The organism is Streptomyces sp. NPDC001904 (assembly GCF_040297005.1).
In the GTDB taxonomy this organism is placed as follows: Bacteria; Actinomycetota; Actinomycetes; order Streptomycetales; family Streptomycetaceae; genus Streptomyces.
The window spans coordinates 1-12,017 of record NZ_JBEOYI010000059.1 but is presented as its reverse complement, the minus strand read 5'-3'; the positions used below and the strand labels follow the sequence as shown (position 1 = coordinate 12,017).

At 73.2% G+C, this 12,017-nt stretch carries 13 protein-coding genes and 1 rRNA gene; 7 read left to right on the top strand and 7 right to left on the bottom strand.

The features are described from left to right. Positions 1–94, top strand: a 5S ribosomal RNA gene (gene rrf, locus ABT127_RS39050); the annotation flags it as partial. A gap of 82 nt (positions 95–176) precedes the next feature. Here rrf and ABT127_RS39045 read toward each other — a convergent pair. Continuing rightward, positions 177–782 (bottom strand): TetR/AcrR family transcriptional regulator, encoded by a 606-nt coding sequence (locus ABT127_RS39045; protein ID WP_351461287.1) that lies wholly within the window; start codon positions 780–782, stop codon positions 177–179. 169 nt (positions 783–951) lie between these two features. On the opposite strand from ABT127_RS39045, the gene ABT127_RS39040 reads away from it, so the two are divergent. Further along, complete coding sequence (locus ABT127_RS39040; RefSeq protein WP_351461285.1) at positions 952–2,655, top strand: MFS transporter; 1,704 nt, start codon at positions 952–954, stop codon at positions 2,653–2,655. Between the two features lie 11 nt (positions 2,656–2,666). On the opposite strand, the gene ABT127_RS39035 is transcribed toward ABT127_RS39040, so the two are convergent. From ABT127_RS39035 to ABT127_RS39025, 3 genes are all read right to left on the bottom strand, one after another. Further along, positions 2,667–3,464 (bottom strand): maleylpyruvate isomerase family mycothiol-dependent enzyme, encoded by a 798-nt coding sequence (locus ABT127_RS39035; RefSeq protein WP_351461282.1) that lies wholly within the window; start codon positions 3,462–3,464, stop codon positions 2,667–2,669. Between the two features lie 29 nt (positions 3,465–3,493). Further along, the gene (locus ABT127_RS39030; RefSeq protein ID WP_351461280.1) at positions 3,494–4,387 is read right to left on the bottom strand and encodes an AraC family transcriptional regulator; all 894 of its coding nucleotides are present in this window, start codon (positions 4,385–4,387) and stop codon (positions 3,494–3,496) included. A gap of 104 nt (positions 4,388–4,491) precedes the next feature. Continuing rightward, positions 4,492–5,247, bottom strand: coding sequence for a DeoR/GlpR family DNA-binding transcription regulator (locus ABT127_RS39025; RefSeq protein ID WP_351461278.1), 756 nt, complete (start codon positions 5,245–5,247; stop codon positions 4,492–4,494). Positions 5,248–5,305: 58 nt separating this feature from the next. Between ABT127_RS39025 and ABT127_RS39020 the strand changes: the two genes are divergently transcribed. Both ABT127_RS39020 and ABT127_RS39015 read left to right on the top strand, forming a co-directional pair. Continuing rightward, positions 5,306–5,725, top strand: a complete 420-nt coding sequence (locus ABT127_RS39020; RefSeq protein ID WP_351461275.1) for a DUF4406 domain-containing protein — start codon at positions 5,306–5,308, stop codon at positions 5,723–5,725. After that, complete coding sequence (locus tag ABT127_RS39015; protein ID WP_351461272.1) at positions 5,722–6,399, top strand: NUDIX domain-containing protein; 678 nt, start codon at positions 5,722–5,724, stop codon at positions 6,397–6,399. Before ABT127_RS39020 ends, ABT127_RS39015 begins: the two co-directional genes overlap by 4 nt. On the opposite strand, the gene ABT127_RS39010 is transcribed toward ABT127_RS39015, so the two are convergent. Further along, positions 6,389–7,279, bottom strand: coding sequence for an aldo/keto reductase (locus ABT127_RS39010; RefSeq protein WP_351461269.1), 891 nt, complete (start codon positions 7,277–7,279; stop codon positions 6,389–6,391). The two genes, ABT127_RS39015 and ABT127_RS39010, sit on opposite strands and share 11 nt — an antisense overlap. A 136-nt stretch (positions 7,280–7,415) precedes the next feature. Here ABT127_RS39010 and ABT127_RS39005 point away from each other — a divergent pair, with 136 nt between their 5' ends. The 3 genes from ABT127_RS39005 to ABT127_RS38995 all read left to right on the top strand — a co-directional run bounded on the left by ABT127_RS39005 (position 7,416) and on the right by ABT127_RS38995 (position 10,530). Beyond that, positions 7,416–7,823: a MerR family transcriptional regulator gene (locus ABT127_RS39005; RefSeq protein ID WP_351461266.1), complete on the top strand. Its 408-nt coding sequence runs from the start codon at positions 7,416–7,418 to the stop codon at positions 7,821–7,823. Between the two features lie 5 nt (positions 7,824–7,828). Further along, positions 7,829–8,149 carry a thioredoxin gene (trxA, locus tag ABT127_RS39000; protein ID WP_351461263.1) on the top strand — a complete coding sequence of 107 codons (321 nt, stop codon included), beginning with the start codon at positions 7,829–7,831 and terminating at the stop codon, positions 8,147–8,149. A 131-nt stretch (positions 8,150–8,280) separates the two neighbouring features. Beyond that, positions 8,281–10,530: a HelD family protein gene (locus tag ABT127_RS38995; protein ID WP_351461260.1), complete on the top strand. Its 2,250-nt coding sequence runs from the start codon at positions 8,281–8,283 to the stop codon at positions 10,528–10,530. Here the strand turns inward: ABT127_RS38995 and ABT127_RS38990 are convergent. Beyond that, positions 10,527–11,318 (bottom strand): hypothetical protein, encoded by a 792-nt coding sequence (locus ABT127_RS38990; protein ID WP_351461258.1) that lies wholly within the window; start codon positions 11,316–11,318, stop codon positions 10,527–10,529. The two genes, ABT127_RS38995 and ABT127_RS38990, sit on opposite strands and share 4 nt — an antisense overlap. A 75-nt stretch (positions 11,319–11,393) precedes the next feature. Then, positions 11,394–12,017: alpha amylase C-terminal domain-containing protein (locus tag ABT127_RS38985; RefSeq protein WP_351461255.1), on the bottom strand; the 624-nt coding region annotated here is incomplete at its 5' end.

Here is a 12,017-nt window from a genome sequence, read left to right as displayed (position 1 = left end):
AACGCCCGGTTACATTCCGAACCCGGAAGCTAAGCCTTACAGCGCCGATGGTACTGCAGGGGGGACCCTGTGGGAGAGTAGGACGCCGCCGAACAGATCTTGAGAAAACCCCCGTGCATTGTGCACGGGGGTTTTCTGCGTTTACGGGGCGGAATTCCGCCGAGGCGGCGGGACCGTCAGGCCGTCGCCGCCAGGCGCTTCGCGTCCTTCGTCGGATAGCCGGCCGACGACAGCACCGCGACGACCGCGGCGCGGCCCGCGTCCTCCGCCGGGAGCACGCCCTCGTTCACCGCCTCCATCAGGCCGAACAGCACCTGCTCATGGACATGGGCCAGGGCCTCGGCCGGTAGCGGAGAGTCGAACTCGCCCTTCTCCAAGGCCTGTTGGAGCAACTCCGTGCACGCCTCGCGGACCGGCGTCAGGCGAGCCCTGATGCCCTCCACCGTGACGCTGCGCTGAGCGAGATGGACCAGGAGGCGGTAGCGGTCCGCGATCGGCCAGATGGCCAGGATCGAGCGGGCCACCGCCTCCGCCGGGTCGGCGACACCCTCACGGCCGGCACGGTGCGCGTCGGCCACCGCCTGTGCCGCGTCGTCCACCAGAGCCTCGATGAGCGCGTCCCGGCTCGGGAAATGCCCGTAGACCGTGCGGCGCACCACCCCCGCGGCGCGGGCGATCTGGTCCATCGACGCGTCGGGATCGCGCAACAGCTCCGCCAGCGCGTCGTCCAGGATGCGGCGGCGATTGGCGTCGGCTCGTACGGAGGCGGAGGCGGGAGTCACGCGTTCATTGTGCCTGGGGGCAGGACGGGACCGGCAGGTGGTCGTCGGGCAGCAGCGGTTTTGCACAGTGATGTGCAAGCGCGTAAATTGCACATCACTGTGTAATTGCACAGACGTGTGCAAGCTGGTTGCGTCTGTGCTGTCCTGCCTCTGGAGGGGTTTCCGCGTCATGCGTCTCGTCATGAACGAGCCGGTCGACACCATGGACCGGCCGTACGCCCGCCGCTGGTGGGCGCTGCTCGTGCTCTGTCTGAGCCTGCTGATCATCGTGATGGCCAATACGGCGCTCACGGTCGCGGCGCCCGACATGACCCGGGATCTGGGTCTGAGCAGCGCCGATCTGCAGTGGGTCATCGACGGTTACACCGTGCCGTACGCGGCGTTGATGCTGCTGCTCGGCGCGATCGGCGACAAGTACAGCCGGCGCGGTGCGCTGCTGCTGGGGCTGGTCGTGTTCGGGGGCGGTGCCGTCGCCGGGTCGCTCGTCGACAGTTCCACCGGGGTCATCGCCGCGCGGGCCGTCATGGGGGTCGGCGCCGCGATGATCATGCCTGCGACGTTGTCGCTGCTGGCCGCCACGTTCCCGCGGGCCGAGCGGGCCAAGGCGATCGTGCTGTGGACGGCGACGGCCGGACTCGCCATCGCCGCCGGGCCGTTGGTCGCCGGGGCGCTGCTGCGCAACCACGGCTGGGCGTCCACGTTCCTGATCAACGTGCCGGTCGCCGCCGTCGCGATCGTCGGTGCGCTCGTGCTCGTACCGCCGTCGAAGGCCGAGCGGCACGGGCGGATCGACTACGTCGGCGGAGTGCTGTCCGTCGTGTGGGTCGGGGCGCTCGTCTACATGATCATTGAGGGCCCGCACTTCGGCTGGGGCGTCAAGGCCGTGTCCGCCGCCGTGGTGGCGGGCGTTGCGCTGGTGGCGTTCGTGGTGTGGGAGCTGCGGCATCCGCGGCCGGTGCTGGACGTACGGCGGTTCGCCAACCGGCGGTTCGCGGGGTCCAACCTCGCCGTCGCGCTGTTCTTCCTCGCGGTCTTCGGGGCGTTCTACTACCTCACCCAGGATCTTCAGTTCGTGCTCGGGTACGACGCCTGGGAGACCGGCGTACGGATGCTGCCGCTGGCCGGTGCCGTGTTCGTCGGCTCGGCGCTGACCGGGTATCTCACGCCGCGCATCGGCATGCGGATCACCGTCACGGCCGGAATGGTCGGGGGGACGGTGGCGCTCGCGCTGCTGACGCGCATCGACGCCGGGGCGGCGTACGGGGACTTCGTGCTGCCGCTCGTCATCCTCGGGCTGGCGATCGGACTCGCGCTGTCGCCGTGCACCGACGCGATCATGGGGGCGTTCCCGGAGAGCGAGCTGGGGGTGGGCGGTGCCGTCAACGACACCTCGCTGGAGCTGGGCGGGTCGCTCGGCATCGCCCTTCTCGGGTCGGTGCTCGCGGGGTCGTACTCGTCGCGTCTCGCCGATGCCGCGGGAGGGACCAGGCTGCCCGGGGACGCGCTGTCCACGGCGCAGGACTCCGTCGGTGCCGGGTACGCCGTCGCGCAGCGGATCGGGGAGCAGGCTCAGCAGCTCGCCGAGCGGGCTCAGGGGGCCGGGGATCCGCAGCAGGCCGCGCAGTGGAAGGCGCAGGCCGGTCAGCTTGCCGACGGGGCACGGGAGATGGGGGATGCCGTGGGGGCGGCGTTCTCGGACGCGGTGGCGCACACCAGTGTGGTCGGGGCCGTGATTCTCGGGGTCGGGACCGTGGTGGTGGCTGTGCTGCTGCCGGGGCGGCGTGCTGCTGCCGAGCCCGATTCCCCGGCCGGGACCGGCGGCGACGTGGTCGCTGTCGCCGCCGGTGCCGGTGCTGGTTCCGGGAAGGGGTGAGCGCGCGCTCGTCACTGCGTGGCGATGGTGAGGCAGGCTCGGAGTTGCCGGAGGTGCTCCTTTGGGCCGGTGGCGGTCACCGAGGAGGGTTCGGCCGGGCGTCGCCGGTTCCACAGGTCGCGCAGCAGTGCGGCCGGTGGGGCGGACACGGTGAGGTCGGCCGGGCCGTCGCCCGGTCCGTCCTCCACCGTGAAGCCGGCCGGGCCGATGCCGACGCGCCAGGCCGCCGCCTTGGTGCCCAGGGCCTGGACGTCCACGGTGCGGGCGGGGGATCCGGCGAGCGTGTCCGTGAAGTAGTCCGGCCACTCCGACACGGCGTACGACGTGAAGACCTTCAGGAGTTCGTCGATGCCGTCGACCGCCAGGTCCTCGGGGACGGGGGCGATCTGCTGCCCGGCGGCCAGCTCGGCGTCGATGCGGTGGATCACCGTCTCCTGGGCCATGCGGCGGATCCAGAAGCCGACGGTCCGGTCCGGCGCGTACCAGCCGCCCGCCGGGTCCCCGGGGTCCCGGGTCGTCAGCTCCTCGCGCAGATCCGCGTACGCACGGTCGAGGAGGGCGAAGGGCTCGGCGTCCGCCGTGCCCTTCGGGGGCCACTCGGTCTCCGCGCCCTCGCGGATCGCGTGCGTCTTGTCCACGTAGACCTGGCCGACGTGCCGCACCAGGTCGGCTACGGTCCAGTCGGGGCAGCTCGGCACCACGGCGCCCGGGTCGGCGGCGGTGGCGACGGAGCGCAGTCGGTCGAAGTCGGCGGCCAGACAGTCGAGATACCGTGCCGCGGGCAGAGGAACGCGTACGTCGTGAGTCATGGCGCCAACGTAGCCGCCCGCACTGACAATCAGCCGCCGGAGCGCTCGCGTTCCACCGGCAGCCACAGTTCGGCGTCCGCCGTGGGGCCGTCCGGCGACTGGGTGAAGCGGGTGCGCAGCAGTTCGGGGCCGGGGCGGGTGCGGTACGGGTTCGACGGGAACCACTCGGTGTACACGTCGCTCCACAACCGCTGGACGGCCTCCGGTGCCGGGCCCGACGTCGTGAACACCGCCCAGGTCCCGGCCGGGACCGCCAGCGTGGGCAGGGCATCGGGAGCCGGGGTGCCCGCGGGGACGGACACCGCCTGGTAGTAGTCGAGTTCGCTGCCCTCGGCGCGGCCGGGGTCGAGGTCGTCGCAGACCGCGAGGATGCCCCGGGGCTCCCCGCCGGTGCGTTCCGACAGCTTCTCCAGCTCCTCCAGGACGCCGCGGTCGAGGCCGCGGACGAACTCCTCGATCGCCGTGTTCGGCCCCAAGTACACGAGCGGCACCCGGGCCTTGGGCCCGACGACCGTGAACTCCGGGCGGTCCACCACGCGGTAGCGCATGCTGCTGTTCCCTTCGACGGTGAGGCGGAAGGCGAGCCGGGGCTGGGAGACGAGAGCGGCGCCGGTGCGGCGGGCCTCGCCGGGGCCGATCCCGTGCAGTGCGCGGAACGCCCGAGCGAACGCCTCGCCCGAGCCGTACCCGTACCGCACGGCGATCGTCAGCAGCGGCTCCCGGTCCGCGAGGACGTCCGCGCCCGCCACGGTGAGCCGCCGCCGGCGCACGTACTCCGAGAGCGGCATCCCGGCGAGCGCCGAGAACATCCGCCGCAGGTGGTACTCCGACGTGGCCGCGGTCCGTGCCAGTTCCGCCACGTCGAGGTCCTGGTCGAGCCGCTGCTCGATGCGGTCCATGGCCTGGTTGAGGCGGTCCAGCACCCCGGGCTCCCTTCCGGCCGTCCCCGGCCTGCCTGCTCGGTCCTTGTGCCCCCACGCTAGGAGCGGGCGAGGGTGCCCGGCCCGACATCCTGTGCCCGGTCCGGTCAGGTCGCCAGGACCTCCACGCCCATGGCCGTCAGTCGCTCGACCACCGGGTGGCCGGGGTCGGCGTCCGTGATCACGGCGGTGACGTCCGCCCAGGGCAGCACCCGGTACCGCGACGCCGTGCCGATCTTCTCGGACGAGGCGAGGACGTACGTGTCCGCCGCCCGGGCCGCCAGGGCGCGCTTCATCGCGGCCTCCTCGGCGTCCCCCGTGGTCAGGCCGGCCTCCGGATGGACGCCGGTGACACCGATCAGGCAGAGGTCCGCCGACACGTTCTGCGCCGCCTCCACCGCGGCCGCGCCGCAGGTCACCGCCGAGTGCTTGAAGACGCGGCCGCCCAGCAGGAACAGCTCCGCCCGGGGATGGCCGAGCAGGGCCGCGGCGATCGTCGGGCTGTGGGTGATCACCGTGCAGGGCAGATCCGGCGGGAGGTGGCGGGCGACCGCGAGCGCCGTCGTGCCGCCGTCCAGGATCAGGGCGCTGTCCGGCCGCACCAGCGCGGCGGCCGCCGCGGCGACCCGCTGCTTGCCGTCGGGCGCGACGGTCGTGCGCGTGGCGTAGTCCGCGACCGCGGGGGAGGCGGGCAGCGCTCCGCCGTAGACCCGCTGGCACAGTCCTTCGGCGGCGAGGTCGCGCAGATCGCGGCGCACGCTGTCCTCGGAAATGCCCAGCTCGGCGGCGACGTCCTTGGCGACGATCTTGCCCTCGCGGGCGAGCAGGCCCAGCAGGTGTTCGCGCCGTTCGGCAGCCAGCATCCGTAGTCTCTCCTGTTGTTGCACGTTTCTGCGTGGTCTGTGTGTATCGTAGCGCGTCATGAACGATCAGCACTCCCGTCAGGGCGCCACCACCGAGCGGCCCCTGCTCGTCCTCATCGCCGGGCCCTACCGCTCCGGCACCGACGGCGACCCCCGCGCCATGGCCGCGAACCTCGCCCGCCTCGAAGAGGCCGCCTGGCCCGTCTTCGCCGCCGGGCACCTGCCGATGATCGGCGAGTGGGTCGCGCTGCCCGTCCTGCGCTCCGCCGGTGCCGGACCCACCGACCCCCTCGCCGACCAGGTGCTCTATCCGGCCGCCGAACGGCTGCTCGCCCGCTGCGACGCCGTGCTGCGGCTCCCCGGGGAATCGGCCGGCGCCGACCAGGACGTGGCCGTCGCCCGCCGCCGCGGCCTGCCCGTCTTCCACGACGTCGCGGAGATACCGCGTCTCGCCCCGGGGAAGCGGGGGACCGCGTGAGCGCGGACGCCGGGCGGCCCGGCGTCGACGTCCCCGACCACCGCGGCCGCACCGGCCTCGACCTCGCCGGACGCGGCCTCGACCGCAACCCCGATGTGGTCGTCCGGGACGTGGAGCTGACCTCGCGGGGCTGGCACGTGCTGCGCCGGACGACCTTCGACTACCGGCGCCGCGACGGGCGCTGGGAGACCCAGCAGCGCGAGACGTACGACCGGGGCAACGGCGCGGTCGTCCTGCCGTACGACACCGGGCGCGGCCGGGTCCTGCTCACCCGGCAGTTCCGCTACCCGGCCTACGTCAACGGCCACCCCGACGGCATGCTCGTCGAGGCGGCGGCCGGGCTGCTCGACGGCGACGACCCGCTCGCGGCGATCCGGCGCGAGAGCGCCGAGGAGCTGGGGGTCGTCCTCGGGCCCCTCACTCCCGTCGCCGAGCTCTACATGAGCCCCGGCTCGGTCACCGAGCGGCTGCACTTCTTCGCGGCGCCCTACACCCCGGCCGACCGCACCGGCGCCGGTGGCGGTCTCGCCGAGGAGGGGGAGGACATCGAGGTGCTCGAACTGCCCTTCGGCGATGCCCTCGCCATGGTGCGCGACGGGCGCATCGCCGACGGCAAGACCGTCCTGCTGCTGCAATGGGCCGCGCTGCACGGCCCGTTCGCCGTCAGCCGGTGACGGTGCCCAGCGCCCGTACCTCCTGCGGCGTGAGCCGGATCGCGGCCGCCGCCACGTTCTGGGCCACGTGATCCGGGTCGCCGGTGCCGGGGATGGCGAGCACGTGCGGGCCCTGGTGCAGGGTCCAGGCCAGCCTGATCTGGGCGGGGGTCGCGCCATGGGCGGCGGCGGTCTCCGCGAGCGCGGCGCCGGCGGTCGTGCTCCCGGCCGCGCCCTGGTGTCCGCCGTCGCCCGCGATCGCGAAGAACGGCACGAAGGCGATGCCCGACTCGGCGCACGCGTGCAGGAGTTCGGCGTCGCCCGGCCGGGTCCGGCCCAGGCCGAACGGGTTCTGCACGCACACGATCGGCGCCTCCTTCCGCGCCGCGGCGAGCGCCGCCACGTCCACGCCCGACACCCCGATGTGGCGGATCAGGCCCGCGTCCCGCAGCCGCGCCAGCTCACCCACGTACTCCGCGATGAGCGGTGCCGTCCCCTCGTTCACCCGCATGTTGACCACATCGAGCCGGTCGCGGCCCAGCTGGCGCAGGTTCTCCTCGACGTCGCCGCGCAGCTCGTCGGGGCGGGCCCAGGGCGCCCAGGCGCCGGAGCGGTCGCGGCGCGGGCCGACCTTCGTGGCGATGACCAGGTCCTCGGGGTAGGGGGCGAGGGCCGCGCCGATCAGTTCGTTGGCCGAGCGGCGGGCGGAGAAGTAGAAGGCGGCCGTGTCGAGATGGTTCACGCCGAGGTCGACGGCCCGGCGCAGCACGCGGATCGACCGCGCGCGGTCGGCGACCGACGTGTTGTCGAAGGCGATGCGGCCCGGGAGCCGCATCGCCCCGAGCCCGATCCGGCGGACCGGGAGGTCGCCGCCGAGGAGCCAGGTGCCGTCGTTGCTCATGTTTCTCCTTCTGGATGCCGGTGGATTGCCGGTGTGTGCCGTTATGTGCAGGTAGGTACTGATGTGCGTACGTCGGTCGAGTACGGCAGCGCCGGGACTGGCCCTGACGTCAGGGTCAACGTCTACCGTCGTAGGCATGCGCATCGGAGAGCTCGCGGACCGCGCCGGGGTGACCCCGCGGACGCTCAGGTACTACGAGTCGCGCGGGCTGCTGCCCGCCCGGCGCGGCGGGAACGGCTACCGGACCTACGACGAGGACGACCTGCGGGCGCTGCGGCAGATCCGCACGCTCCAGGACTTCGGGTTCGACCTGGAGGAGACCCGGCCGTTCGTGGAGTGCCTGCGGGCCGGGCACCCGGAGGGCGACTCGTGTCCGGCGTCGCTCGCCGTGTACCGCAGCAAGCTCGCCGAACTCGACTCGCTCATCGGCGAGTTGAGCGCCGTACGGGACACGGTCGGTGCGCAGTTGGCGCGCGCCGAGCGGGCCATGGACGCGCTGGCCGCGGAGGACGACTCCGCGCCGCGCTGCGAACTGAGGGAGTGAACACGATGGCGTTCCGGGACGTGACCGACGCGGACTTCGACGAGCAGGTCGTCAGGGCGGGCCGGCCGGTACTGGTGGAGTTCACCGCCGAGTGGTGCGGGCCGTGCAAGCAACTGGCCCCGGTGCTGCGGGCCGTGGCCGAGGAGGAGCGGGAGCGGCTCGACGTCGTGGCGATCGACGTCGACGCCAATCCGGAGACGGCCGTGAAGTACGGCGTGCTGTCCATGCCGACGCTGATGGTCTTCAAGGACGGGGAGCCCGTGTGGTCACGGGTCGGCGCCCGGCCGAAGCGGCGCCTGCTGGAGGAATTGGCCGAGGCTCTCTGAATACACGGGCGGATTTATCCGCGGCTTGGAAGGAAGCCCTGCCCGGGGTATATTCGGTGTTTCTGTGTGCCCACAGAAAAGGCCCCTCGCAGGGGGCCAACTAAACACACCGTACCGGGCAGGGAGCAGTTTTGTCAAGCCGGGAATCCGCCGCATCCGAGAAGGAACTCCAAAAGGAACAGGAATTCATCGACCGGCTCTATGCGCGCGTCGACGCGCTGCGCGGCGAGGCCGCCGACTCGGTCACGAACGCCCTGACGCCGGTCGGCACCGGCCAGCAGGCCCGCCTGGAGCGGGACCTGCTGGTCGTGGAGCGCTCCGGTCTGCTCGCCGCGCTGAACGCGGTCGACGGCTCGCTCTGTTTCGGCCGGATCGATCTCACGGACGGCATCGCGCACCACATCGGCCGTCTCGGAATTCGCGCGGACGACACCGAGCACACGCCGATTCTCATCGACTGGCGTGCGCCGGTGGCCCGCCCCTTCTATCTCGCCACCGGGCACACGCCGATGGGGCTCCGCCGGCGCCGGCACCTCACCACCGAGGGCCGGACCGTCACCGAACTGCACGACGAGATCCTCGACCTCGGCGACGACGAGCGCACCGGTTTCGAGGACCCCTCCGGTGACGCCGTGCTGCTCGCCGCGCTGAACTCCGCGCGCACCGGCCGCATGGGCGACATCGTGCAGACCATCCAGGCCGAGCAGGACCGGATCATCCGCCACGACCACCGGGGTGTGCTGGTGGTCGAGGGCGGTCCCGGCACCGGCAAGACCGCCGTCGCCCTGCACCGTGCCGCGTTCCTGCTGTACGAGCACCGGGAGCTGCTCGCCAAGCGCGCGGTGCTGATCGTCGGCCCCAACCCGGCGTTCCTCTCCTACATCTCCGAGGTGCTGCCCGCGCTCGGCGAGACCGGCGTGCTGCTCGCGACCGTCGGCGAGCTGTTCCCGGGCGTCCACGCCACCGCCGCCGACACCCCCCGGGCCGCCGCCGTGAAGGGCGCGGCGGAGATGGCCGACGCGCTCGCCCTCGCGGTGCGCGACCGCCAGCAGCTCCCGGAGCCCGGCGCGCCGCTGGTGATCCGGCACGACGACGGCGACCTGATCCTCGACTGGGAGATCGCCTACGAGGCCCGGCAGGCCGCCCGGGACACCCTGCTCCCGCACAACCTCGCCCGCCCGCACTTCGCGTTCCGCGTCATCGACGCGCTCACCGAGCAGCTCGCCGAGCGGATCGGCGCCGACCCCTACGGCGGGCCGAACTTCCTGGGCGCCGACGACCTCGCCCAGCTCGGCAAGGGCGTCGCCGCGAGCGCCGAGGTGCACGCCGCCATCGCCGACCTGTGGCCGCGGCTCACGGCGGAGGAGTTCGTCGCGGACTTCCTGGCCGACCCCGTCCACCTGCCCGACGAGGCGGCCGCCGCCATCCGCCGCGAGGTCACGGGCCCCGCCGACTGGACGCCCGGCGACGTGCCGCTGCTCGACGAGGCCGCCGAACTCCTCGGGCACGACGACTCCGCCGAGCGGGCCGCCGCCGAGGCCGCGCGCCAGGAGCGGATCGCCTACGCGCAGGGTGTCCTCGACCTGTCCAAGGGCTCCGAGTCCTTCGAGTTCGAGGACGAGGACGAGTCCGAGGTGCTGGCCGCGCACGACATCGTCGACGCGGACCGGGTCGCCGACTGGTACGAGGAGGAGGACCACCGCAGCGCCGCCGAGCGGGCCGCCGCCGACCGCACCTGGGCCTTCGGCCACATCATCGTCGACGAGGCGCAGGAGCTGAGCCCGATGGCGTGGCGGCTGCTGATGCGGCGCTCGCCCACCCGGTCCATGACGCTGGTCGGCGACCCCGTGCAGACCAGCGAGGAGGCGGGCGTCGGCTCGTGGGCGGACATCCTCGCGCCGTACGTCGAGGACCGCTTCGAGCACACCCGGCTCGGCGTCAACTACCGCACGCCGAGCGAGATCATGGAGCTCGCGGCGGCCGTGATCCGCGCCGAGCACCCCGGCTTCGAGCCGCCGTCGTCCGTCCGGTCGACGGGGGTACGTCCCTGGGTGCGGGCCACCGACGACCTGCCCGCGGCCGTCGCCGCCGCCGTCGCCGAACTCACCCCCGAGGAGGGCCGGCTCGCCGTGATCGCCCCGCGCGAGCTGCACGCGGACCTCGCGGCGAAGGTGCCGGGGGCGACGGCGGGCGACGCCCCCGACCTGACGCACACCGTCGTCCTGCTCGACCCGCGGCAGGCCAAGGGCCTGGAGTTCGACTCGGTGCTCGTCGTCGAGCCGGGCCGGTACGGCACCAGCGACCTGTACGTGGCGCTGACCCGGGCCACCCAGCGGCTCGGCGTGCTGCACACCGGTGAACTGCCCGCGGCGCTCGGCTAGTCCAGCGGCGGCAGGCCGGCGCAGAGCGCGGCGGGGAAGGCGGGCTCGACGCGGTGCACGTCGGCGCAGCCGCCCCGCCGGCCGCGGGCGACCGGCGTCCAGCCGGACTTCTGCGCGCGGAAGAACCAGCGGTCGCTGAGGGAGGCCCCGCAGCCGGGTGCCTCCCCCTCGGGGCAGGCCGGGCCCATCCGCGAGGAGACGTCGAACACCAGCCACTTCCCGTCGCAGTGCTCGTCGCCGCGCTGGGTGTGGTCCGGGACGTCGAGCGCCATCACCGCCTGGTCGTACGAGGCGGGGGTGCAGCCGGTGGGGGCCGGATGGCAGCCGAGGTCCCCGCACAGCCGCAGCTGCGGCAGGGCGGCGTCGTCCGCGGTGAACGTCGTGTCGTTGTCCACGGACAGCTCGCGGTGTCCGAGCGCGGACGGCAGCCGGACCTGCGCGGTGCCCGTCGTGGTCCCGGTGCAGTGGGCGTCCGGGTCACCGGTCAGGGACGCGTAGGTGACCTGCACCCACACCGTGCGGTCCGAGGTGGAGGTGACGGCCGCCTTCAGGTCGCGTACGCACGTCTTCCCGCCCTCGGGCACCTCGGCGACGACACTGAGCGTGCGCCCGTCGGCGGTGAGGCGGGCGGCCGTCACCCCGATCGGGGCGAACGTCTGCCAGTGCGGCGACTGCGACGGCGTCGCCGGACCGCCGCCCGGCCCGGCCCGCAGCGTCCCGCAGGCGCCGAGCAGCAGCACGGCGACGGCGCTCAGCAGGACGGCCGCCAGTGATCTCTTGGACTGCATTCGGTTCCGAACCCCCGTGAATCGTCGGCCCGGCCGACTATAGGGACCGGCCGGGCCACGGGGGAGCGGGGGGCGTCAGGCGGGGCGGAACCAGACGGTGGCGAGCGGGGGAAGCGTCAGCCGCACGCTGGCCGGGCGGCCGTGCGCCGGTACGTCGTCCGGTTTCACCGGCTCGGGGTTCGTGACGTCGCCGCCGCCGTAGCGGCCCCGGTCGGTGTTGAGCACCTCCTGCCAGGCGGGCACGGCGTCCGGGACGCCGAGCCGGTACTCGCCGCGCACGACCGGGGAGAAGTTGGACACCGCGAGCAGCGGGGTGCCGTCCGCCGCGTGGCGCAGGAACGCGAAGACGTTGTCCTCGGCCGCGTCACCGGCCACCCACTCGAAACCGGACGGGTCGGTGTCCCGCTCCCACAGGGCGGGCGCTTCCCGGTAGACGGTGTTCAGATCCCGTACGAGGTCGCGCACGCCGCGGTGGTCGGGCTCGGCCCCGTACGCCGGATCGAGCAGCCACCAGTCCGGGCCGTGTGCTTCGGACCATTCGGCGCCCTGGGCGAACTCCTGGCCCATGAAGAGGAGTTGTTTGCCGGGGTGGGCCCACATGAAGCCGAGGTAGGCGCGGTGGTTGGCGCGCTGCTGCCACCAGTCGCCGGGCATCTTGGAGACCAGGGAGCGTTTGCCGTGCACGACCTCGTCGTGGGA

Coding starts and splice junctions, on each gene's coding strand:
- ABT127_RS39040 (WP_351461285.1), top strand. CDS start 952: ATGCGTCTCGTCATGAACGAGCCGGTCGACACCATGGACCGGCCGTAC.
- ABT127_RS39035 (WP_351461282.1), bottom strand. CDS start 3,464: ATGACTCACGACGTACGCGTTCCTCTGCCCGCGGCACGGTATCTCGAC.
- ABT127_RS39025 (WP_351461278.1), bottom strand. CDS start 5,247: ATGCTGGCTGCCGAACGGCGCGAACACCTGCTGGGCCTGCTCGCCCGC.
- ABT127_RS39020 (WP_351461275.1), top strand. CDS start 5,306: ATGAACGATCAGCACTCCCGTCAGGGCGCCACCACCGAGCGGCCCCTG.
- ABT127_RS39010 (WP_351461269.1), bottom strand. CDS start 7,279: ATGAGCAACGACGGCACCTGGCTCCTCGGCGGCGACCTCCCGGTCCGC.
- ABT127_RS39005 (WP_351461266.1), top strand. CDS start 7,416: ATGCGCATCGGAGAGCTCGCGGACCGCGCCGGGGTGACCCCGCGGACG.
- trxA (WP_351461263.1), top strand. CDS start 7,829: ATGGCGTTCCGGGACGTGACCGACGCGGACTTCGACGAGCAGGTCGTC.
- ABT127_RS38990 (WP_351461258.1), bottom strand. CDS start 11,318: ATGCAGTCCAAGAGATCACTGGCGGCCGTCCTGCTGAGCGCCGTCGCC.